17 protein-coding genes and 5 tRNA genes are annotated in these 22,383 nt (G+C 43.1%); 15 read left to right on the top strand and 7 right to left on the bottom strand.

What is annotated here, in order from left to right:
- Positions 1-4: 4 nt before the first annotated feature.
- The 7 genes from ACQVGS_RS21100 to ACQVGS_RS21070 form a co-directional block, all read right to left on the bottom strand.
- Positions 5-1,933, bottom strand: coding sequence for a glycoside hydrolase family 3 protein (locus ACQVGS_RS21100; RefSeq protein ID WP_400152786.1), 1,929 nt, complete (start codon positions 1,931-1,933; stop codon positions 5-7).
- Positions 1,934-1,955: 22 nt separating this feature from the next.
- Positions 1,956-3,293, bottom strand: coding sequence for a penicillin binding protein PBP4B (gene pbp4b, locus ACQVGS_RS21095; protein ID WP_095714752.1), 1,338 nt, complete (start codon positions 3,291-3,293; stop codon positions 1,956-1,958).
- 54 nt (positions 3,294-3,347) lie between these two features.
- The gene (locus ACQVGS_RS21090; protein ID WP_095714753.1) at positions 3,348-4,715 is read right to left on the bottom strand and encodes a PTS transporter subunit EIIC; all 1,368 of its coding nucleotides are present in this window, start codon (positions 4,713-4,715) and stop codon (positions 3,348-3,350) included.
- 25 nt (positions 4,716-4,740) lie between these two features.
- Positions 4,741-5,592, bottom strand: coding sequence for a MurR/RpiR family transcriptional regulator (locus ACQVGS_RS21085; protein ID WP_151174702.1), 852 nt, complete (start codon positions 5,590-5,592; stop codon positions 4,741-4,743).
- Between the two features lie 15 nt (positions 5,593-5,607).
- Positions 5,608-6,522: an N-acetylmuramic acid 6-phosphate etherase gene (murQ, locus tag ACQVGS_RS21080; RefSeq protein WP_151174703.1), complete on the bottom strand. Its 915-nt coding sequence runs from the start codon at positions 6,520-6,522 to the stop codon at positions 5,608-5,610.
- A 110-nt stretch (positions 6,523-6,632) separates the two neighbouring features.
- Complete coding sequence (locus ACQVGS_RS21075) at positions 6,633-7,115, bottom strand: GNAT family N-acetyltransferase (protein WP_151174704.1); 483 nt, start codon at positions 7,113-7,115, stop codon at positions 6,633-6,635.
- Between the two features lie 11 nt (positions 7,116-7,126).
- Entirely contained in the window at positions 7,127-7,582 is a 456-nt protein-coding gene (locus ACQVGS_RS21070; protein WP_024120027.1) for a 2-thiouracil desulfurase family protein, read from the bottom strand.
- A 181-nt stretch (positions 7,583-7,763) separates the two neighbouring features.
- On the opposite strand from ACQVGS_RS21070, the gene ACQVGS_RS21065 reads away from it, so the two are divergent.
- The 15 genes from ACQVGS_RS21065 to ACQVGS_RS20995 all read left to right on the top strand — a co-directional run bounded on the left by ACQVGS_RS21065 (position 7,764) and on the right by ACQVGS_RS20995 (position 22,368).
- Positions 7,764-7,838 (top strand) — tRNA-Glu (locus ACQVGS_RS21065).
- Positions 7,839-7,841: 3 nt separating this feature from the next.
- Positions 7,842-7,917: transfer RNA gene (locus tag ACQVGS_RS21060), tRNA-Val, on the top strand.
- 4 nt (positions 7,918-7,921) lie between these two features.
- A tRNA-Thr gene (locus ACQVGS_RS21055) sits at positions 7,922-7,994 on the top strand.
- A 19-nt stretch (positions 7,995-8,013) separates the two neighbouring features.
- Positions 8,014-8,098: transfer RNA gene (locus tag ACQVGS_RS21050), tRNA-Tyr, on the top strand.
- 4 nt (positions 8,099-8,102) lie between these two features.
- Positions 8,103-8,174: transfer RNA gene (locus ACQVGS_RS21045), tRNA-Gln, on the top strand.
- 230 nt (positions 8,175-8,404) lie between these two features.
- Entirely contained in the window at positions 8,405-8,968 is a 564-nt protein-coding gene (sigW, locus tag ACQVGS_RS21040) for an RNA polymerase sigma factor SigW (RefSeq protein ID WP_010332813.1), read from the top strand.
- Between the two features lie 13 nt (positions 8,969-8,981).
- Positions 8,982-9,608 (top strand): anti-sigma-W factor RsiW, encoded by a 627-nt coding sequence (gene rsiW, locus ACQVGS_RS21035; RefSeq protein ID WP_059292084.1) that lies wholly within the window; start codon positions 8,982-8,984, stop codon positions 9,606-9,608.
- Positions 9,609-9,769: 161 nt separating this feature from the next.
- Complete coding sequence (gene cdaA, locus ACQVGS_RS21030; protein ID WP_024120028.1) at positions 9,770-10,591, top strand: diadenylate cyclase CdaA; 822 nt, start codon at positions 9,770-9,772, stop codon at positions 10,589-10,591.
- The gene (gene cdaR / locus ACQVGS_RS21025; protein ID WP_127696131.1) at positions 10,584-12,038 is read left to right on the top strand and encodes a CdaA regulatory protein CdaR; all 1,455 of its coding nucleotides are present in this window, start codon (positions 10,584-10,586) and stop codon (positions 12,036-12,038) included. The genes cdaA and cdaR overlap by 8 nt, the downstream gene beginning before the upstream one ends.
- A gap of 18 nt (positions 12,039-12,056) precedes the next feature.
- Complete coding sequence (glmM, locus tag ACQVGS_RS21020) at positions 12,057-13,403, top strand: phosphoglucosamine mutase (protein WP_044162156.1); 1,347 nt, start codon at positions 12,057-12,059, stop codon at positions 13,401-13,403.
- A gap of 429 nt (positions 13,404-13,832) precedes the next feature.
- Positions 13,833-15,635, top strand: coding sequence for a glutamine--fructose-6-phosphate transaminase (isomerizing) (gene glmS / locus ACQVGS_RS21015; protein WP_024120031.1), 1,803 nt, complete (start codon positions 13,833-13,835; stop codon positions 15,633-15,635).
- A gap of 295 nt (positions 15,636-15,930) precedes the next feature.
- Positions 15,931-16,554: an undecaprenyl-diphosphatase gene (locus tag ACQVGS_RS21010; RefSeq protein WP_083504421.1), complete on the top strand. Its 624-nt coding sequence runs from the start codon at positions 15,931-15,933 to the stop codon at positions 16,552-16,554.
- A 1,069-nt stretch (positions 16,555-17,623) separates the two neighbouring features.
- Entirely contained in the window at positions 17,624-19,141 is a 1,518-nt protein-coding gene (locus tag ACQVGS_RS21005; RefSeq protein ID WP_106022456.1) for an NADH dehydrogenase subunit 5, read from the top strand.
- Between the two features lie 13 nt (positions 19,142-19,154).
- The gene (locus ACQVGS_RS21000; protein WP_106022457.1) at positions 19,155-21,773 is read left to right on the top strand and encodes a DUF2309 domain-containing protein; all 2,619 of its coding nucleotides are present in this window, start codon (positions 19,155-19,157) and stop codon (positions 21,771-21,773) included.
- Positions 21,774-21,849: 76 nt separating this feature from the next.
- Positions 21,850-22,368, top strand: a complete 519-nt coding sequence (locus ACQVGS_RS20995; protein WP_106021150.1) for a carbonic anhydrase — start codon at positions 21,850-21,852, stop codon at positions 22,366-22,368.
- The last annotated feature ends 15 nt before the right edge of the window (positions 22,369-22,383 follow it).

Genomic DNA, 22,383 nt, shown 5'->3' with positions numbered 1-22,383 from the left:
CTTATTAAAGCGGTTTTCCCGTTTTGATGTTTACTCCATAGCCAAATGGATAAAGGATGTCTCCCGGTTTTGTGACGGATGGAATGTCGACTGGCAGCGTGCCCTTTGGCTTTGATTGTCCGAAGATCGCTTTAACGCCGGCCGGAATATTCGGCTGAAGATAACGCCCGTTTGCATATCCTTTAAAACCATAGACGGCAATCAAAGCTCTTGCTTCTTCGAAATTGGCGGCATCATATGGATTGCGCAGACTCATTAAGACAAATTGCTTTTTGTGCTGCAGTGCGGCATTCATGACAGCTCTCGGAAAAGCGGTGGCCCATTTGCTTGAATCTGTTACCGTGTCGTCGATGACACCGTCGTTGACGACAGGGTCATTTTTTACAACGTAAGAGCCTGTAATAATATAATCAGCTTCTTTTACTTGTTTTTCATGCTCAGCATTAAATACCTTTTCTGCAAAGTTGATTTTGTTAAGAGAAACAGATTTGATTTTTTTTCGCTGCATTAAATCGTGAATGGTTTTTTCAATGGATGCTGTTTGTTCCTCGTAAGGTGCGGCAATTAAAATTCGGCTGCCTTTTTTGGGTTTGAACGGCAAGGTATGCTGATCATTTTTTAATACTGTCACTGCCTTTTCAGCGATTTTTTGCTCTGTCTTCGTATGGTGTTTGCTTCCCACTGTTTTGAGTGCTTTCTTCACCTTTTTATCTATGCTGCTGTCATGCTGAGCGGGGTAAATACCGCGCTTTATTTTCAGGGAAATGATTCTTTCCACAGATTTGTTGATTTGCTGTAAGGGAATGTCTCCATTTTTAACAGCTTCTTTTAAGGAGTCAATCACGCTTGCCAATTTTTGTTCATCTTTCAAAGATGTAACTGAGACAGGCATTAACGCGATATCAACACCGGCCTTTATGGCCATGACGACCGCCTCTTCCTGACCGAAATGATCTGCTATGGCTTTCATATTGAGAGCATCAGTGACGATTACACCGCCAAATCCCATTTCCTCCCGAAGCAGCCCGGTCATTACTTTCTTTGAAAGTGTAGCGGGAACCATAATATCTGATCCATCAAGCTTGCTTTTATATGTGGTGTCGTCAAAGGCTGGGAATTGAACATGAGCTGTCATCACCATATCTGCTCCGGCATCAATCGCTTTTTGAAAAGGATAGAGTTCAACCTCACGAAGCCGTTTCTGGTTATGAGAAACGAGCGGCAGTCCATAATGGCTGTCAACGTCAGTGTCTCCATGTCCCGGGAAATGTTTAAGAGCAGAGGCGATATTTTGCCGTTGCAAACCTTTCATAGAATATAAACCGAGTCGTGCTGTCAGTTCACGATCAGAACTGAATGATCTCACACCGATCACGGGATTATCAGGGTTATTATTAATGTCCAAGACTGGGCTGAAATCTGTATTGATGCCTAAGACAGAAAGCTCTTTTCCAATCATGCTGCCGGTCTGATATGCATTGATTCTGCTTCTTGTTGCGCCAAGCGCCATATTGCCTGGGAAATTAGTGCCCTCCCCTAATCTCGTCACGATCCCGCCTTCTTGATCAATGCTGAGTAAGAGCGGAATCTTAGGGCTGGCCTTTTGATATGCGTCTGTCAGCCGTACCGTTTGTTCAGTTGTTTTTACATTTTCTGCAAATAGTATGACGCCGCCGAATTGATATTTCTTGATGAGGCCAGCGACTTCCTCATTCATTTTTGTGAAGGCTTGCGGAGAAGACTCACCTTCCTTTTTCCAGTTTCTGAAATCCGGCATCAGCATCTGGCCAAGTTTTTCATCTAACGTCATACGATCAACTATCTGTTTGGCATCATCGGAGCTGCGGGGTTTTGCTTCAGCTGTCTGACTGACGCCGAGAAAACATGAAAGAAAAAGGACGGTGGAAAGGATAAGCGAAATGACAGGTTTCATAACAACTTCCTCCTATCGTCGATTATTTCATTGCTTCATAAATCGCGGTAATGACGCTTCCGTAACTGCCTGTTGAAAATTGGTCACCCTCAAACACGTTCGGATTTTCCGCTGGATCAGCGACAGGTGAATGCTTTTTATTTGTTAACAAAGCGATGCCTAAATTGTATGCCGGATCAATGATGGTAACCGTTCCTGTCCAGCCAGTATGTCCGTACGCATTTTCGCTTGCATAAGGGCCAAACATCCATTCCATGCTTTTACTGCCGTTTCGCCGCCATCCAAGGCCGAATGTCGGATCTGTTGCTGATGGCGCCGTAAATAGGTCAGCTGTTTTCTGATCGAATAATGAAACGTTTCGGTACGTTCCTTTGTTTAACATGACTTGAAGCAGAATCGCCATATCATCAGCGTTTGAAAACAGTCCGGCGTGGCCTGAAACGCCTTCCATCGAATAGAATGCTTTTTCGTCATGTACTTCTCCTTGCAGCGTGTCTGTGCGGATATGAGGGAAATGGATAACACCGTCTCGTGTATTGCCCATACGTTCAGTGGCTGCGAACTGTTTTGCTTTAAAGCCCTTTTGCAGCGGATTGTACAACGTATGTTTCAGCTTCAGCGGTTTGTAGAGCTCTTGTTCCGTATAGACATCAAGCGGTTTGCCGGTGAGTTTTTCGACAATACAGCCGAGAAGCATGTATCCAATGTCACTGTATACGTGTTTTGTTCCTGTTTCATAATCCAGCGGGATTTTCATCAAGTATTCAATGGTTTTCTCCCGCTCTTGCGAATAATACATTCCGGCTTTTTCCGGGCTGTAAAAGTAGAAGCTGGATGGAAGCCCTGATTGGTGCTGCAGGACATCAATGACACGAATGTTATCTTTCCCTTTGATGCGATCTGTAGGCTGATCCTTGAAATCAGGCAAATAAGCAGATACCTTTTCATAAACGTCGAGTTTGCCTTGGCTGACTAAGCGCTGTAAAGCAAAATTGGCTGCATACATTTTTGTATTTGATGCCAAGTCAAACATCGTGCGGGTTTTCATTTTTGCCGGACGGCGCAACAGTTCAGCCCCGTCATATTTTTTACTGTAGCCGTATGCTTCTTTTTTGATCATACGGCCGTCCTTCACGACGACCAGAACGGCGCCGGGGAATCCTGCTGCAATGTCCCGTTCAATCATCTGATCAACCTTCCTTAGTTTCTTCGACGAAAACTGTGCAGTTTCTGGATTTATTGTTTTCGGCTCAACCTGGTTGTCTGCTTGATGAAGGGCGGTTTGTGCGAAGGCTTCGTTCGGCGTCAGAATGGACACGGTTAAAATAGCGCTGAGTAATGCTAATGTCTTCGTTCTCACAAGCTTGCTCCTTTCCGTGTTTCTATGCCGTTACTATTCCTAAAACGTCATCATTTAATCGAACTGGGCAGCCATTTCATCTTTATATCCGAAAGCGTAGGTCAATAAAAAGCCTGCCGCATAGGAAATAAAGAGACCAATGATATATAAGATGATTTGTGAAGGCAGCACCAGAAAAGAGAGCGGCAATCCGGAGACGCCGAGCGCAACTGTGGCTACCTGAAAATAAGCTTGAAAAGCTCCGCCGATACCCGCCCCTAAGCACGCTGTCAAAAACGGACGGCCAAGCGGCAGCGTTACACCGAATATAAGCGGTTCACCGATGCCGAGCAGTCCTGAAGGAAGACCCCCTGTGATCGCTTTTCTCAGCGTTTTTTTCTTTGTTTTAACGAAGATGGCGAAGGCTGCGCCCACTTGTCCCGCGCCTCCCATAGCAAGGATAGGGAGAAGCGGGTCATCACCGATCGAATTGATGAGTTCCATGTGCACCGGCGTCAGGCCTTGATGTAGCCCGGTGACAACGAGAGGGAGGAAGGTCGCGCCCAGAATAAAGCCTGCAGCGATTCCGCCGATGTCTAAGATGGACAGAAGACCGGATGTGATGATATCTGAAATGAACCCGCCTAAAGGCATGAAAACGACATACGTCAATATTCCAGTGATCAAAAGTGAAACTGTTGGAGTTACGATAATATCGAGTGATTGAGGAATAAAGCGGCGGACGAATTGTTCTGTGTAAGCAATGAATATAGCTGCGAATAGAACGCCGATGAGGCCTCCCCTGCCGGGAAGAAGCTGTTCTCCGAATAAGCTGATCTTTGCGATTTCCGGGTTAATGATCAGAATCCCTGCCAGAGCGCCGAGAGCGGGCGTCCCGCCAAATTCTTTTGACGCGTTAATGCCGACGAGAATGCCGAGATAAGTGAACAGGCCTGATCCGATGACTGTGAGGACAATAGCCGTTTGTGATTCTGCAGAGAGCCAGCCGGCTTGGATTATCGCTTTGGTAATCCCGGTAATTAAGCCTGAAGCGACGAGTGCGGGAATGAGAGGTATGAAGATGCTGGCTATTTTACGTAAAAAAAGCTTAAACGGGGTGGCGTTCTTACGATTGATATCGGATTTCTTTTTGGCGGCGGCCTCTTTTAGATTAAAATCTTCTTCTGATGATACCAGCTTCGAAAAAGCGGCGGTGACATGATTAACGACACCAGTGCCGAGGATAATCTGCAGGGTTTCAGCTTCGACGACTCCAAGGACGCCATCAAGTTCTCTTAACGCCTTACTATCCGTTTTGCTGACATCGTAAGGCGTAATGCGCAAGCGGGTCATGCAATGCGTATAGGAAGAAATATTGGATTTTCCCCCGCATAGCTCAAGGATTTTTTCCGCCAGAGTATTGTAGTGTTTTTCTTTGCTCATACAAACCCCTCCCTTTCAAGATGCCTTATGACTTTCTCATAGATTTGATTGCTTCTCTCGTTTTATCAATGCAGCCGACCGTTTCTTCATACTGCTCGGCCGCCATGCTTAAAAACAAAACATCAATCATAAAAAGCTGGGCGAGACGGGAGGAAGTGGCTGCGCTTCGAATCAGGGCCTCGTTGGAATGGGCTGTATATAATGAAACGTCGGATAATGCAGAGACGGAGGTTTGGCTGAATTGCGTGAGGCTGATGATTGTGACGCCTTTTTCCTTTGCCATCGAAAGCAGCTCGATGATTTCATGTGTCTCACCTGAAAATGAAATGGCAAATACAATGTCTTTTTTATCTGCATTTGCGATTAAAGATGCCACAAGATGAGTGTCCGTGAAAGCAGTCGCCTGTTTATGAATTCGAAGCCATTTTTGCTGTGCATCCTTGGCGACAATTCCCGAGGCGCCCAGGCCGATGAAATGTACAGTGTTCGCTTGAAGCAGCAGAGAAACAGCGCGCTCAAGCTCTTGATAATCCATGAGATCTGAGGTGTCTTGAATTGCTTGAATGGCATTGCCGGCTGCTTTTTCAGAGATGGAAGGCAGCGATTCATGAGGAGCGATGTCCCGGTAGCCTTGAACAGCAGGTTTTGCCAGATCGCCCGCTACCCTCATTTTTAAATCCTGAAATCCTTTTAGTCCCAGTGACTTGCAGAGCCTGATGACGGCAGCGTCACTTGAATTAGCTAAGGCGCTGATTTCGCTGACTGTGCTTTCTATCGCTTTGTGGGGATGGGCTAATATGTAGTCCGCAAGCTTACGCTCTGATTGTGGCAGCTTGTGTTTCATTGATTGAATGATAGCTAAACCGCCTGTCGCCATTACTGTCTCTCCTTATCATGAATGGTAGTTTTCAATTGCTTTGTCTATAAAACCGTTCGCTTCATCAAGCAATGTCTTCGCTTTGTTTTGATCTGTGCTGGTTTTGAGCATAACAATTGCTGTTTTGACATGAAGATTCGCCTGTTCAAGTGTGTATTGCGCTTTCTCATAAGAAACGTCTGTAAGGCTTTGAATGATGCTGATGGCGCGTTCTTTTAGTTTTTTGTTGCTGACATTGACATCCACCATCAAGTTTTCGTAGACCTTGCCGATTTTGACCATTACAGCGGTGGATATCATGTTTAGAATCATTTTATGAGCGGTTGCGGCTTTCATACGTGTCGAGCCTGTAATGGCTTCTGGCCCGACGACGACTTCAATGCTGTGATCAGCGTGTTTGCTGATGGCAGATTGACTGTTACAGGTAAGGGAGACGGTGTTTGCTCCGATTTTGCGGGCGTATTTCAGCGCACCTGCTGCATAAGGCGTACGGCCGCTTGCTGCAATCGCGATCACTGTATCGGCTGAGGTGAGATGGATGGATCGTAAATCCTCGGCCCCTGCTTCTTCATGATCTTCAATCCCCTCAGCCGCCTGCAAAAATGCGTTGGGACCGCCGGCCATTAATCCGATTACCTGATCAGGACTGACGCTGTAGGTCGGAGGACATTCAACTGCGTCCATCACACCGAGTCGGCCGCTAGTGCCTGCACCTGCGTAAATGAGCCGTCCGCCATTTTGAAAGGATTCATACGCGCATTCGACGGCTGCTTCGATATCGGGAAGGACACGCTGAACGGCGGCAGCGACTTTGATATCTTCATTGTTAATCATTTTTAAGATATCGAGGGTATTAGCTTTGTGTATTTCCGATGTTTGGCTATTGCGTGATTCCGTTGTAAGATTGTGAAGATTCAATTGTTCTGACATGAGGATGCCCCCTGTGTAAAAATAAATATATCTCAATATTCAGTATATTCATTTCTGTTATGATATTTCAACTATCATTTTTAATTTTTGAAACTTTATTTCAAAAGAGGCTATAAGAAATAATGAAGTATCAGCTGTTCGCCAAGCGGCCCGATTTTTCGGCGTCCTTTATCAAGAAATCCGGTTTTCATATATAGCTGCTTTGCACGGGTGTTCAGGTGATTGACGGCTAAAATGATTTCATCGCACCATGGGAAATACCCGTTAACAAAAGAGGGGAGCTGAAGCATGGCTTTTTTCGCATAGCCTTGTCCGTGGTGGGCAGAGTTTAATGATAAGGAACTGAGCAATAAAGCAAATGGATTGTTGGAATAGGGAGCAATGGTTTCTTTTGACGTATGTAGAATGAAAAAGCCTATTGGCAGATCACCTTTTAAGATAACAACCGGATAGCGCTCCTGTATGCTTAGAGCATGAGTCAGCACCTCTTTAGGGAGAGCGGTAAAGCGTTTGTCATCATTGTGTAAAGTAAATGCGTAAAGCTCCGGCAAATGCTCAGGCTTATAGAAGGATAAAGAGATATCTTGCATCATGATGAGCCTCCTTACAATATGTCGTCTAACTGGTTTTCAGAAATTACACGGTACCCCGCTTGTTTTAATAGCGCGGCGGTTACTCCGTTTCCAGCGATTTTTTTGCCTGAAAATGAGCCATTATAGATGAAATTGCTTCCGCATGATGGGCTGTTTTCTTTCAATATGACGGCAGAGGCGTTGATTTCTTTTGCGTAGGCCAATGTTTGGGCCGCGCCCTTCATATATAAATCTGTTACATCTTCTCCTGAAGACGTTATGATTTTCGCGGCTCCACTAAGAACATCCTCACCAGTGCCTCCGATGATTTCTGCTGGTTCTCGGGGAGTGGAGAAGCCGCCGAGAAGTTCAGGGCAAGCCATCACTGCTTGTTTTTCTTCAATCAGTTTTCGGATTTTCTCTGATGCGGCATGCGAACCGTTGTATCTGCATTCAATGCCGCCGAGGCAAGAGCTGACTAGTATCATATTGGTTTCTCCTCTCTTAATTCGATCTATATCTATCTTAAAATAAATGATAAATGTTAGGAGGCTTTTTCAGTTAAAAAAGGGGTTAAAAAGTTTGAAAATAAAAAATTTAAATTTCCTCTTTACAAAAGGGGGGGAACCTGTATATAATAACTTTTGTCAGCTCGACGAGAACACAAACGGCCCGTTGGTCAAGCGGTTAAGACACCGCCCTTTCACGGCGGTAACACGGGTTCGAATCCCGTACGGGTCACCATTTGGAGGATTAGCTCAGCTGGGAGAGCATCTGCCTTACAAGCAGAGGGTCGGCGGTTCGAGCCCGTCATCCTCCACCATCTTGCCGGTGTAGCTCAATTGGTAGAGCAACTGACTTGTAATCAGTAGGTTGGGGGTTCAAGTCCTCTTGCCGGCACTGTTTTTCTTAAAAATATGGAGGGGTAGCGAAGTGGCTAAACGCGGCGGACTGTAAATCCGCTCCCTCAGGGTTCGGCAGTTCGAATCTGCCCCCCTCCACCATCATTGGGCTATAGCCAAGCGGTAAGGCAACGGACTTTGACTCCGTCATGCGTTGGTTCGAATCCAGCTAGCCCAGTCACAGACACCTTTTGATCAAAGGTGTCTTTTTTCTTTTTGAAAAAATCATTCCAACTTCTAACTGTTCAGTCTGTATAATAATTTTAAAAATATGTTAAGGTAGTTTATTCACAAATTGCCATCTACACCCTGCCAAAAATTTGTTAAACTTATTTTATAAAAAAATTGAAACCTTTAGAAACGAAGCTCGTATACATACAGACCGGTGAAGGCAGAGGTTAGATAAATATGGAAATGATGATTAAAAAGAGAATTAAGCAAGTCAAAAAAGGCGATCAAAATGCATTTGCGGACATCGTAGATATTTACAAGGATAAAATTTATCAGCTTTGCTACCGTATGCTTGGCAATGTGCATGAGGCGGAAGATATCGCACAAGAGGCTTTCATCAGAGCGTACGTCAATATCGACAGTTTTGATATCAACCGGAAATTTTCAACTTGGCTTTATCGAATTGCGACCAACTTGACCATTGACCGCATTCGCAAAAAGAAGCCGGATTATTACCTCGATGCAGAAGTGGCGGGTACAGAAGGCTTGACGATGTATTCCCAAATCGCCGCAGATGGAGTTTTGCCTGAAGATGCAGTCGTATCGCTGGAGCTTTCACACACGATTCAGCAGAAAATATTAAAGCTTCCTGACAAATACAGAACTGTCATTGTATTAAAGTATATTGATGAACTCTCATTAATTGAAATCGGCGAGATTCTGAACATTCCTGTGGGGACTGTAAAAACGCGGATTCACAGAGGCAGAGAGGCTCTTAGAAAACAATTAAGGGATCTTTAAGTGGGGTGATGAAATGAGCTGTCCTGAACAAATTGTGCAGCTTATGCATATGCATCTTGATGGAGATATCCTTCCGAAAGATGAACAAGTATTAAAAGAACATCTGGAGGCATGCGAGGAATGCAGAAAGCATTTTTATGAGATGGAAAAATCCATTGCGCTCGTCCGGAGCACATCGCATGTCGAAGCCCCCGCCGATTTTACCGCTAACGTCATGGCAAAATTGCCTAAGGAGAAGAAAAGAGCTTCTGTGAAAAGATGGTTCAGATCCCATCCGGTTATCGCGGCTGCTGCGGTATTCATCATTTTGATGGGCGGAGGATTGTTAAACAGCTGGCACAATGACCACAACTTCAGCGTGTCGAAGCAGCCGAATCTGGTCGTGCAAAACAACACTGTGATCGTGCCTGAAGGTGAGACGGTCAAAGGTGATGTCACCGTCAAAAACGGCAAGCTGATTATTAAAGGGAAAATAGACGGGGATGTAACCGTTGTAAACGGAGAAAAGTATATGGCCTCTGCTGGACAAGTCACCGGTCAAATTGAGGAGATTAATCAATTATTCGACTGGACATGGTATAAAATGAAGTCTGCGGGGAAAAGTGTATTCAATGCATTAGACCCGAACGGAGAAGAGTAAAGCGTGTTGTGCGCTTTACTCTTTTTTTAGGTTCTCAAACGGCTGGCATATTTCACTTGCCAAAACGAAATGTGGTATAATGGGCTCGCTATGTAAAGTACATATGCGTAACACATTAAACTTCAAAATACGAAATGACTGAATTCTTGGAGGACGAGGAAATGGCTTTTGAGGATATCCCTTTTTTGCAGTACCTCGGCAATGCCGTTGATATTCTCCTTGTTTGGTATGTGATATATAAACTGATTATGGTGATACGCGGCACGAAGGCGGTTCAGCTCTTAAAAGGAATCGTTGTGATCGTGCTTGTCCGTATGGCCAGTCAATATTTGGGCCTCAGCACGCTTCAGTGGCTGATGGACCAAGCGATAACATGGGGATTTTTAGCAATTATTATTATCTTTCAGCCTGAGCTGAGAAGAGCGCTTGAACAGCTTGGACGGGGCCGTTTCTTCTCGAGGAGCGGCACGCCGGTTGAGGAGGCGCAGCAGAAAACAATTGAGGCTATAACGAAAGCGATCAATTATATGGCGAAACGCCGGATCGGCGCCCTTTTAACCATTGAGCGGGATACGGGTATGGGGGATTATATTGAAACGGGCATTCCTTTGAATGCAAAGGTCAGCTCTGAGCTCTTGATCAATATTTTTATCCCGAATACACCGCTTCATGACGGAGCGGTCATTATGAAAAATAATGAAATTGCCGCTGCCGCCTGTTATTTGCCGCTTTCTGAAAGCCCGTTCATTTCAAAAGAACTGGGAACGCGGCACAGGGCGGCTGTCGGAATCAGTGAAGTTACAGACAGTTTGACGATTATCGTGTCTGAAGAGACCGGCGGCGTCAGTGTGGCGAGGAATGGTGACCTTCACAGAGAGCTGACGGAAGAAGCGCTGAAAGAAATGCTTGAAGCAGAGTTTAAGAAGAACACCAGAGAGACTTCTTCTAACCGTTGGTATTGGAGGGGCAAGAAAAATGGATAAATTCTTAAACAACCGCTGGGCTGTGAAAGTCATTGCGCTGCTTTTCGCGCTCTTGCTTTATGTAGCGGTTAACAGCAACCAAGCACCAACTCCGAAAAAACCAGGTGAATCATTTTTTCCAACATCTACAACTGATGAGGCAACACTGACTGATATACCGGTTAAAGCATATTACGATGATGAAAATTATGTCGTGACGGGCGTTCCGCAAACGGTGAATGTCACGATAAAAGGTCCGACAAGCGCCGTGAAGAAGGCGAGACAGACAAAGAATTTTGAGATATACGCGGATATGGAGAAGCTGAAAACCGGCACGCATAAGGTCGAGCTTAAGGCCAAAAACGTGTCGGATGGGCTGACGATATCCATTAATCCGTCCGTGACGACCGTCACCATTCAAGAACGCACGACAGAAAGCTTTCCTGTTGAAGTGGAGTACTACAACAAAAGCAAGATGAAAAAAGGCTATTCTCCGGAGCAGCCGATTGTCAGTCCTAAAAATGTACAGATTACTGGTTCTAAAGCCGTGATTGATAATATTTCTCTTGTGAAAGCTTCGATAAACCTGGAAAATGCAGATGAAACGATTGAAAAGGAAGCGAAAGTGACTGTCTATGATAAAGACGGAAACGCGCTTCCTGTCGATGTGGAGCCCTCGGTCATCAAAATTACCGTTCCGGTGACAAGTCCGAGTAAAAAAGTGCCCTTTAAAATTGAGCGGACAGGAAGCCTTCCTGACGGGGTCAGCATAGCGAATATCGAATCAAGTCCCAGTGAGGTGACGGTTTACGGCTCGCAGGATGTCTTGGATTCTCTTGAATTTATAGATGGTGTCAGCTTAGATTTAAGCAAAATCAAAAAGGATTCTGATATCGAGGCAGATATTCCGCTTCCTGACGGCGTCAAAAAAATCTCGCCGTCAAAGGTGACGTTGCATATAGAAGTAGATAGTGAAGCGGATCAGACGTTTGAGAATGTCCCTATTAAGACTGTAGGGCTGAGCAGCTCACAGAACATTGAATTTCTGGATCCGGAATCACAAACGATAGATGTTACGGCCAAAGGCTCTCCCGGCAACATAAAAAAACTGCAGAAATCAGACATAGAATTGTATGTGAATGTATCTGATTTAGATGACGGAGAGCACAGTGTGAAGCTTGAAGTAAACGGGCCTCAAAATGTAACCTGGTCCTTGGGGCAGAAAAATGCAAAAATCAAGCTTACGTCTAAAAAAACGAATACGACAACAAAAGATAACAGCAATACGACGTCAGGGAACCAGGATGACACTGATGACAAGACGAATGACAAAGAGAATAATCAGCGAGAAGATACAACGAACAGCGATAAAAACAATGATGATCAAAATCAAGACGAAAACCAAGATCAAAATCAGGATCAGGATGAAGATGAATCAAATACAGGTTCACAATCTTCATCAGAATAAAAAAGGAGCGATTATAAAATGGGCAAGTATTTTGGAACAGATGGTGTAAGAGGTGTTGCCAACAGCGAGCTTACGCCTGAGCTGGCCTTTAAAGTCGGACGTTTCGGCGGGTATGTGCTGACAAAAGACAAACAACGTCCAAAAGTGCTGATAGGCCGCGATACACGCATCTCCGGCCATATGCTGGAGGGAGCCCTTGTCGCCGGACTTTTATCAATTGGCGCAGAAGTCATGCGTCTGGGAGTCATTTCTACACCTGGTGTTTCCTATTTAACAAAAGCGATGGATGCAGAGGCGGGCGTCATGATTTCTGCTTCTCATAACCCAGTGCAGGATAACGGAATCAAGTTCTTTGGAGGAGACGGATTTAAGCTTTCTGATGAACAGGAGGCTGAAATTGAGCGTCTGATGGATGAACCGGAGGATAAGCTGCCAAGACCGGTTGGAGCTGACTTGGGACTTGTAAACGACTATTTTGAAGGCGGCCAAAAGTACCTGCAATTCTTAAAACAGACTGCCGACGAAGATTTTACAGGCATTCATGTTGCGCTTGACTGCGCACACGGAGCGACGTCATCGCTTGCGACACACTTGTTTGCCGATTTAGACGCAGACGTGTCGACAATGGGAACTTCTCCGAACGGATTAAACATCAATGACGGAGTTGGATCGACTCATCCCGAAGCGCTCAGTGCGTTTGTAAAAGAGAAAAATGCTGATATCGGCCTTGCGTTCGATGGTGACGGCGACCGACTGATCGCAGTCGACGAAAAAGGAAATATCGTTGACGGCGACCAAATTATGTACATATGCTCAAAATACCTGAAATCAGAGGGCCGCTTAAAGGATGATACGGTTGTTTCCACAGTCATGAGCAACCTCGGTTTCTATAAAGCGCTTGAAAAAGAAGGGATAAAGAGCGTGCAGACGGCTGTCGGCGACCGCTACGTGGTAGAGGCGATGAAAAAAGACGGCTACAATGTCGGCGGTGAACAGTCCGGCCACTTAATTTTCCTTGATTACAACACAACAGGTGACGGATTATTGTCCGCCATTATGCTGATGAATACATTAAAAGCGACAGGCAAGCCGCTGTCAGAGCTTGCGGCTGAAATGCAGAAGTTTCCGCAGCTTTTAGTCAATGTGAGAGTAACTGATAAATATAAAGTCGAAGAAAACGAAAAAGTAAAAGCCGTTATTTCTGAGGTTGAAAAAGAAATGAACGGCGACGGCCGGATTTTAGTGCGCCCATCTGGCACTGAACCGCTCGTTCGTGTGATGGCTGAAGCGAAGACGAAAGAACTGTGCGATGAATATGTTAATCGCATTGTTGAAGTCGTCCGGTCAGAAATGGGATTAGAGTAACGAAATCTATAAACAGAGAGCGAACAAGACAAGTGCGACTCACATATAATAATTGTGAGACAGGCGGCAAAGTTGTTTAAAAAACAATTGACCATTCTTGGCACATGCTGTAAAATCAAGCTTGTCTTGTTCTTGTTTTCTAGAGGCAGGAAAGACGGGATTTTGTTTCACTTATAATTATAGCGCCCGAACTAAGCGCCCGAAAAAAGGCTTAGTTGACGAGGATGGAGGTTATCGATTTTTCGGCGGATGCCTCCCGGCTGAGTATGCAGATCACAGCCGTAAGGATTTCTTCAAACCAAGGAGGCGACTCCTTGAACAAAGGGAAATCACATGATCTTCCATAAAACATGTAGGAGGGGACGATTGAAAGTCCCCTTGAAAAATGACTTTCTTCGTCTCCTTTTACAATCTTAGGAGGAAGAAATTATGTGTGGAATCGTAGGTTATATCGGTCAGCTTGATGCGAAGGAAATTTTGTTAAAAGGATTGGAGAAGCTTGAGTACCGCGGCTATGACTCTGCGGGTATCGCAGTTGCCAACGAACAGGGGATCCATGTGTTTAAAGAAAAAGGACGCATTGCCGATCTTCGTGAAGTTGTGGATGCCAATGTAGGAGCAAAAGCAGGAATTGGCCATACTCGCTGGGCAACACACGGCGAACCAAGCTATCTGAACGCTCACCCGCATCAAAGCGCACTGGGCCGCTTTACACTTGTTCATAACGGCGTGATCGAGAACTATGTTCAGCTGAAACAGGACTATTTACAAGATGTAGAGCTCAAAAGTGATACCGATACAGAGGTAGTCGTTCAAGTAATCGAGCAATTTGTCAACGGAGGACTTGATACAGAAGAAGCGTTCCGCAAAACACTTACACTGTTAAAAGGCTCTTACGCAATTGCTTTATTCGATAACGATAACAAAGAAACGATTTTTGTAGCGAAAAACAAAAGCCCTCTATTAGTTGGACTTGGAGATACATTCAACGTCGTGGCGTCTGACGCGATGGCAATGCTTCAAGTTACAAACGAATATGTAGAGCTGATGGATAAAGAAATGGTCATCGTGACTGATGATCAAGTTGTTATCAAAAACCTTGATGGCGACGTTATTTCACGTGCGTCTTATATCGCTGAGCTGGATGCCAGTGATATCGAAAAAGGCACGTACCCTCACTACATGTTGAAAGAAACGGATGAGCAGCCAGTTGTGATGCGCAAAATCATCCAAACGTACCAAGACGAAAACGGCAAACTGTCTGTGCCTGGCGATATCGCTGAGGCTGTAGCGGAAGCGGACCGCATCTATATCATTGGCTGCGGAACTAGCTATCACGCAGGACTTGTCGGTAAACAATACATTGAAATGTGGGCAAACGTGCCGGTTGAAGTGCATGTAGCGAGTGAATTCTCTTACAACATGCCGCTTCTGTCTAAGAAACCGCTCTTCATTTTCCTTTCTCAAAGCGGAGAAACAGCAGACAGCCGCGCGGTTCTTGTTCAAGTCAAAGCACTCGGACACAAAGCGCTGACGATCACAAACGTACCGGGATCAACGCTTTCCCGTGAAGCTGACTATACATTGTTGCTTCATGCAGGCCCTGAAATTGCTGTTGCGTCAACAAAAGCATACACAGCACAAATCGCAGTTCTTGCGGTTCTTGCATCAGTAGCTGCTGACAAAAACGGCATCGATATCGGGTTTGATCTTGTCAAAGAACTCGGTATTGCAGCAAACGCAATGGAAGCCCTTTGCGACCAGAAAGACGAAATGGAAATGATCGCTCGTGAATACCTGACTGTATCCAGAAACGCTTTCTTCATCGGACGCGGCCTCGACTACTTCGTATGTGTCGAAGGCGCATTGAAGCTGAAAGAGATTTCTTACATCCAGGCAGAAGGCTTTGCCGGCGGCGAACTGAAGCACGGCACCATCGCCTTGATCGAACAAGGAACACCAGTATTCGCACTGGCAACACAAGAGCACGTAAACCTAAGCATCCGCGGAAACGTCAAAGAAGTTGCCGCTCGCGGAGCCAACACATGCATCATCTCACTGAAAGGCCTAGACGATGCGGATGACAGATTCGTATTACCGGAAGTAAACCCAGCGCTTGCTCCATTGGTATCTGTTGTTCCATTGCAGCTGATCGCTTACTATGCCGCACTGCATCGCGGCTGTGATGTTGATAAGCCGCGTAACCTTGCGAAGAGTGTTACTGTGGAGTAAAATGTTTAACCCCTTTGGTTGTTTTTGCCGACTTTAAAATAAAGTTACGACGTTTATAAAAATGTTGCGATGCTTTTTCCCTTAGATAATTTTTGTCTAAGGGTATTTTTCTATTTTAACTAAAGAGGCAGGTAACTAAAAATTATAAGGGGATTCCAATTGATTTTGGACCCCCTTTTTACATAAATGATGTGACACTAATCTTACAAAAATGTAACTTTAATCTCAAATAATGTAATTTGATTCGATGGCAGGTCATCTAATTTTCTTTTATTATGTTCTAAAAAGAGATTGGATGGTGTTAGGTTTGGATATTTCAGAAGTTAATATATCACTGTTTAGACTAGTTAATGACTTAGGAAAAGAACATCCCTTTTTGAATCCTGTATTTAGTTTTATTGCTGAATATATGGTTTTTTTACTTGCACTAAGTGTTCTTTTTATTTGGTTTACAAGAGATACGGATAATAGAATTATGATTCTTTGTGCATCTATCGCTTTCATTTGTGCCTTTACGATAGGGAAGGTTTCAGGGGTATTTCACTCGAATTATCAACCTTTTGTTGAATTGGGAGAGGTTAATAAACTGATACATAAAGAAAAAGACAATTCTTTTCCAAGTGACCATACAATTTTATTCTTCTCATATTGTATTTCATTCTGGCTCTTTAAGAGAGGCTGGTCAATTTTATGGGTACTGTTAGCTGTTCTTGTGGGAGTCTCCCGTATATGGGTTGGGGTTCATTATCCTTTTGATGTTTTAGCAGGAGTATTAATAAGCCTAGCAGTTTCAACTTTTATATATTTAACATTCCCTAAACTAAATATTACTCAAACTACCATGAAAATTTATGAAAAATGTGAAAACATACTTCTTTATCGCTTCAAAAGAAAGGAAAACAAGTCAAAAAACCTTTAGATTTATTCAACAATCGGGTGCTAATGTTCAAAAAATCGTAACCTAAAATGATAAACTCTTTTATAAAGATTCCACCTGTATTCAAAGCTGTAGAATCCATTTTGATCTATCTTTTTTTCTATGGATTCTTTAAATTTGCCGTAAACTGAAGGTTCATGTGTTATTTTTGATCAACCTATATTTTAAAGCTACAGTTTTAGCCAAAGGGGTTTTTTGTTTTAAAGATGGCTATGTTTAATTTTTCAGATATTTAGGATTGCCATAAGAATATGAAAATATTAAAGAAGGTATTTTTAAGGAAAGTGACATCTACGGAGAAATTGGGGAATTCTAGCTATAACAATATCCACAACAGCTAGTTCAATTTCTTGGTTGTTAAGGCTGTTGAAAATAAAGTAGGAACCAGTATTCATTTATAGTTCCTAATTGAACTCAGTTATTTACTAAACAAGAAAATAGAAAAATGATTATAAAATTCTTCTTGTATTTCTACAAAAAATTAAAGTGATAGATATCATAAGCCTTGGATAAAGATTCAGGATGTATATTTAAAGGGAAAGAAGGATTTGATACTTCTTTCTCTGTATTCCAACATCTTGACAATGCTTAAAATTTAGCATATCTTATACTTAACTTAATAATCGGCCCAGATGTTTATTTTCGTTTGTTAAATTATTAGGTCTTTAGCATTCTTTCAACTAATCTTGACAGGATGAAAAAGTATCCTAATTTAAATGGAGGAGAAACATAAGTCGATTTTATTTGATAATTAAGCACTATATTAAAATGTAGCGATGATTTCATTCCTTTAGAAGGAAGTTAAAACATAGCATATAGTAAAATGACCAATAATAAGGTAGCTCTTCAAAAAACTTCGCAGAAGTTAGTTGAAGTGAAGCCGACAATTTTCAAGATTCAATGATTAAAAACATCATTGAAATTTTGAAATTGTCGGCTTTTTTATTGGAAAAAAATAGAGATATATAAAATTTGTATTAAATTATAGAAAATATGATCTGATCTAAAGGTCTTTTGAGCAATAACGACTTTTAAAAAGGGAGAATTTGAAATGTTAGTTTCGCTGAGTTTGTCATCATTGTTAACATTATTTTTTATTACGCTTATTGCTTCTGGGATAAGTGGACTATTGTTTTTACATCCTCGCGTATCCTTGGGTTTTGTTCGCATTCATATTGGTATCTTGGCTTTACCGCCGTTGGTTTCCTTAGTGATTCTTGCCAATAGGAGTGTGAATGGGAATGTTGGCCCTTGGTACTTCGATTCCTTAGCTTGGTTATTGACCTTCTTTGTTTTGACAATTGGCCTAATCATTCAGCGTTTTTCTGTACGTTACTTAATGGGTGATCGATCTTATCGAAAATATTTTACGCTTTTTACTTTCACTACAGGTGCTGCTTCAATTGCGTGGTTAAGTGGTGACCTCCGCTTGATGGTTATTTCTTGGGGAGCAACTCTTGTCGGTTTAACCCTGCTTATTAGGTTAAACAGTGCTTGGCAAGTCGCTAGTGAAGCAGCAAAGGTTACTGGCCGATTATTTTTGTTAAGCTGGCTTTCTTTGTTTTTCGCGATAGTTTGGCTTTTTCAAGTCACAGGTCAATGGCAGTTATCATTGGTTTTAACAAATGAAAGCTTAGCTCAACTGGGGGCATGGGAGAGAACAGGGATTAATCTATTGATTGTATTAGCAGTGATCATTCCTGCGGCTCAATGGCCATTCCACAGATGGTTAATTGAGTCTATTGTTGCTCCAACTCCTGTTTCTGCGATTATGCACGCAGGTTTAGTAAATGCAGGCGGGATTATACTAACTCGATTTTCACCTCTATTTAATGGTGGTATAGCATCGATTATTTTACTTCTGCTTGCTGGCATCTCTGTATTGATTGGAACTGGTATTAGTTTGGTCCAGGTTGACTATAAACGCCAGCTAGTAGGCTCCACGGTTGCACAAATGGGGTTTATGCTCATTCAGTGTGCATTAGGAGCCTATATCGCAGCCATTATTCATCTTATTTTACATGGTTTATTCAAAGCTACGTTGTTTTTACAGGCTGGTTCGGCGGTACGGCGTTTCGAAGTATCGACTCGTGTTAATGAAAGATCAACCTATTTATGGATCATGGCTGGCCGGACGTTAGCCTTAATGATAGGTGTTGCTTTTTGGCTTATTGCTCCTGGAGAGGGATATCAATTCATTAGTGCCTTAATCTTAGGGTGGTCATTGTCCGTTTCTTGGACTCAGCTCGTGGCTTTTGGAGAGGGGAAAATGGGTCGAATTGCCGGCTTAACATGTTTAGGAGGAGCAGCCTTTGTATATTTTATCATTCATAACCTCTTCTATAAGTGGCTGCATACAAGCGTTTTTCAAAGTGTTCAACCTCCAATGTCAGCTGTCATCATTGTCGTATGTCTATTGCTATTTGGCAGTGCTTTAGGTACTTGGGTTGCTCGTCATCGTTCTTCAGTTTTCTTCGCAGTACTCTATCTTTGGTTAGTACGATTAGGTGAAGCAAAACCCAAGACAGTAGAGAGTCATCCAGACTACCTTAAACAATATTTATCATAAGGAGGTAATAGTGTTGGGCATTACATCCGTATTAACGAAAGAAAATGTAAAAAAGAAAGGGACAGATATTGATGTTCAAGAAAGAGATATTAACGTTTTAATTGAATCTGCCAGCCGAGTCATTGCACCACTTTGGCCTATTTCAACATTCGCTGCACGTAACCCGTGGATGGGACTTGAAAACCAACCTTTTGATCAGGTTGCAAGTTGGCTGAAACATACTCGTGATGTTGATATATATCCTAGTGCGTCTATGATTCGTTCAGCAAAGAATAAAGGTGAGATTGATGAAGATTTTGTGGAAATGGGGCTGCAGCGCTGGCTTGATTCACATTCCTTTACCATCCCGCGGGACGCGGCAGAGCGATTTTGTCATGCTGGATTAAAGTTAGATCCATTGCCTTCCAGTCTCTTATCATCGCATAAGCTGGAGAAATTGGCAGATGAATGTAGTGGATTGGATCATATCGAGAGTTTTTATATGCAACCAATAAGTTCAGATATAGAGACTCAAGAGGGTGAAAGGGTAGTCAATATACTAGATCATCATGTCATTAAGTGGAGTAAATTATATCTTGATGACTCTCAAGCAGGTTGGACAATGCCTAACCGTGAGAAAGGTTTCTATCGTGCCTGGCAGCATCTCATTCAGTATGATCCAGCACTGAGTAAAAAGCAGCGTGAAAGGTTAAAAGGTTGGCCGCAAGAGGCACATGTGGCTTTACAAGAAGCGTTATTCGCACTAGAAATCCCCGAATCAGAAATACAGCGTTATCTTGAAGGCCATTTACTTTCCTTACCCGGATGGGCAGGGATGATGCTTTGGCGCTCCCAACAATCGAGCCATGAACATGCACTTCTAACAGAATATTTAGCAGTTCGGATATCCATGGAGTGGGCTCTTATAAAGCCATATTTACCTATTAATAATGAACGATTTGAGAATAAAATTTCAATTACTCCCCTTATAGCAGCTTGGATTCATTGGGGGGGCCTTACATTAGAGGAATGGTCACAGATGCCGGCCAATGAACAAAACGAATATTTATCATTTGCCTACAGCTTTGATGAGAAACTTCGCAGGAAACTTTGGCTAGAAGCTTGGGAACAAACACACACTGATCGATTAAGTCAGAAGATCATCTCGAAACAACGTGAAACCAACGGTAAAAAATCTGCATTAGCTCAATTAGCATTCTGTATCGATGTACGATCAGAGCCTTTTCGTCGTCAACTGGAAAAAGCAGGCCCGTTTGAAACGATTGGTGTTGCTGGTTTCTTCGGGGTGCCGATTGCAACTTGTGAACTTGGCAGTAAACACAGTCATGCCTCTTTGCCGGTCATACAAAAACCGCAAAACAAAATAAAAGAGTTCGCAGATGAAGATGTACTCGAAAAATACAACCAACGCAAGCAGGCAGTTCATTCCTTAAGCTATACATTTAAAAAGATGAAACAGAATGTACTTACGAGCTTACTTCTACCTGAGCTAAGTGGACCTTGGCTTAGTTTGCAAATGGTGGCACGCAGCTTTGCGCCGAGAAGAGCAGATCGTTTTATTCGTAATCTTCGTGAGACTTGGTTACGGAAACCTGATACAAAACTCTCGCTTCATCATGTTAATGATACAGAGGCAGAGATTCCTGTGGGTTTTACTGAAGAAGAAAAAGTGAACTATGCTCGGCAAGCACTAAAAATGATGGGATTAACAGAGAATTTTGCACCCTTAGTCGTGATTTGCGGACATGGCAGTCAAAGCACCAATAATCCTTATGCCGCGGCTCTTGATTGTGGTGCCTGCGGTGGAGCGGCCGGCGGATTCAATGCAAGAGTTTTAGCTGCTTTATGTAATCTTTCAGAGGTAAGAGAAGCTCTATTAACTGAAGGAATGAAAATCCCTGAGAATACGGTGTTCGCTGCCGCTGAACATAATACAACGGTGGATGAATTACATTGGATTTATGTGCCAGAGCTTTCTGAAGCTGCACAGGAAGCATTTGATCATATTGAAGCTGTTATGCCGAAAGTAAAACATCATGCAAATGCAGAACGACTGGCCCAATTACCGAATGTCCAATCGAACTTTAAAAACCCGAAGGCTGAGGCACACCGATTTGCGGAAGATTGGAGTGAGATACGTCCGGAATGGGGACTGGCTCGTAATGCCGCTTTTATTATCGGCCAACGTGAACTAACACAGGATTGTGATTTGGAAGGAAGAGCTTTCCTTCATAATTATGATTGGAAGCAGGATGAAAGCGGTGAACTCCTAGCAAATATTATTGCAGGACCTGGAACTGTGGCCCAATGGATTAATTTACAATATTACGCATCAACAGTAGCACCCCATTATTATGGCAGCGGAAATAAAGCAACTCAAACCGTTACTGCAGGTCTCGGAGTGATGCAGGGGAATGCAAGTGACTTGTTAGCCGGACTGCCTTGGCAATCGGTCATGCAATCAGACCATGAGGCTTATCATTCTCCTCTTCGTTTGTTGATTGTTATCCAAGCGCCTAGACAACATGTAGAACGGTTATTAAATAATGACCCAGTATTTCTGCAAAAAGTTCAAAATGGATGGGTTCGACTGGCTAGTATTGATCCAGAAGGATGTTGGGAAAGCTGGTAATTATGAATCTAAACATTTCTCAAATGGATTTGTTACTTAATATAAAAATGATAAATATAAGGAAGAGGTGTGTTATATGAATGTAAATAAAAAAGTATTATTTTTGACGGACATGGAAAACGGCTTGGAGCCTATTTTACAAGAAGTGACTAATACTCCAGCAGAAAATATGCTGACTATCCAAAGTTATGGTGCCGCTATCTCACACCCTTATGGAGAAATCATGAGGTCTGTTATTTTTGCGATTTACCAGGAAGATGTTGAGGAGGTCTTTGTAGTAGGAACAAAAGATAAGCAGACTTCAACAGGTCATGGACTAACTCAACTTGAAATAATGAAAGATAAAATACAAACATTGGATTATCTCTTTCAAAATTGCAAGCCTGAATTTTTAGGCGGTACAGTCGATGAATGGCTAAATGAAAAAAGCAATGGTATTGAAAAAAGTGTTGATATCATTCGTCAACATCCACTGGTGCCGTCATATGTTAAAGTCAGAGGTTTAATCGTTGATCATAAGGATGGGGAATCCTCAATTGTGGAGGTTCCTTCTATTAAAACAGGTCAAGCCTTACCTGATCATTGCTTGTCATGATGGAGTGAAGTGGTC

The organism is Bacillus sp. SD127 (genome assembly GCF_058566445.1).
Note: the sequence above shows the minus strand (reverse complement) of the source record. Positions and strands in the feature narration are given on the sequence as shown.